The sequence below is a fragment of the Lamprobacter sp. genome (genome assembly GCF_034860625.1).
Classification (GTDB): domain Bacteria; phylum Pseudomonadota; class Gammaproteobacteria; order Chromatiales; family Chromatiaceae; genus Lamprobacter.
Map to the genome: position 1 here is coordinate 1 of NZ_JAYESN010000519.1, position 1,362 is coordinate 1,362.

At 66.7% G+C, this 1,362-nt stretch carries 1 protein-coding gene; it reads right to left on the minus strand.

Annotation, left to right across the window (positions count from 1 at the left end):
- A partial coding sequence (locus VBE63_RS29410) for a TraC family protein (protein ID WP_323686516.1) occupies positions 1 to 1,347 on the minus strand: 1,347 nt, incomplete at its 3' end.
- Between the last annotated feature and the right edge of the window lie 15 nt (positions 1,348 to 1,362).

The following is a 1,362-nucleotide window of genomic DNA, read 5'->3' on the forward strand; positions in this document are numbered from 1 at the left end:
GGCCCCAGAGCTGGCCGCAATCACGGCGTTGTAGTTGCTCTGCGAGTCGAACAGCGACAGGTCCATCAGCTGGCCGTTGCGCGAGAGCAGCTGGATCACCGGCGTGCCGGTGCCCTTCCAGTCACCAAACACCGGCAACAGCGCCACCGCATGCCGTGCCGCCAGGGTCCGATAGCGCATCATGTCGCGAATCGCCTTGCGCTCGGCACCGAACGGCAAGCTGTTGAGAAACAGCGGCAGCGCAAAGTACCGATCCGGCATCAGCTGAAAGCCCAGCTCGCGCCAATAGGTGATGGCATTGGAGCGCACCGCCTGGGCGTCCTCCTTGGGGCTGAACAGGACCAGGCTCAGATGGGCCTGTAACGGCCGGTCGCCCTGCTCCAAGGCGCTGAACAGCACATCGAAGCCGTGCTTGCGACTGATCAACTCAGGCAGGAACTTGGCCAACGGGCCATAAGCGGTGTTGGTCGCCCATTGGCGCTGCGCCTTGAGCCGCGCGCGCAGCGACTCCTGATCCGGCACATGCAGCGTCATGGTCAGCAAGGCGTTGTGACCGATACCGCGGGTTCCAGACAGCGGATCACCGAGATAACGCGCCGCGACGCCGAAGCCGACTCGGTCGGGATAGCGTTTGCAGGAGAGCACCTGCACCCGCGTCTCGCCGAGCGTCAATCCCTCGGCATCGACCTCCAGCGCATGGGTGGGATCGAGCAGTTGCTCGCGGATCAGCCGGTACGGGTCGCACTCGGGGATCAGGCGAGCCCGCCAACCGGCCTCTGCGCCCCAGTTGAGCAGCGTGCCGAGCAGGCGAACGAAGTCATCGGAGGATAAAGGACGCGGCTGCAGCCCGGCGGTGGCCAGGACCTGCTCGCTGGCCTCGCGGCGCTCGATCGCCGCGGTGCGCTCGGCCGGCTCCGGCAGCCCGGAGGCCAATGGCAGCTTGACGCTGATGAACAGCAGCAGATCGCGCACGCGCAGTGCCGTGCCGGGGACCAGCGGTTGCTCGACACCCTGGCGCAGGAACTCGACACGCTGACGGGTCGCCTCGCGCAACACCGGGGTCGGGCTGTCCAGTCGCAAGCCGAGCATCCGAGCCAGGGCGGCATCAATATCCGGGCTCGCCCAGAGGCCGACCTGGATCAGGGTGCCGGGCGGCCAGTCCTGGTTCAGGAGCACCAACAGGCGCTCGGCGGTGCTCTCCTCGAGGCCGGATAAGGGGGTACAGAGAAAGCCGAAGCCGAGGCTCTCGTCATCATGCAGGAAGAGCTTGGCCTCGGCATCGTAGGCCAGCGGGCTGAGCAGGCTGCTCAGGCGCTCGCCGCGATAATGTCTGGCGGGATGGGTCATGGCGGTGGCATCCCT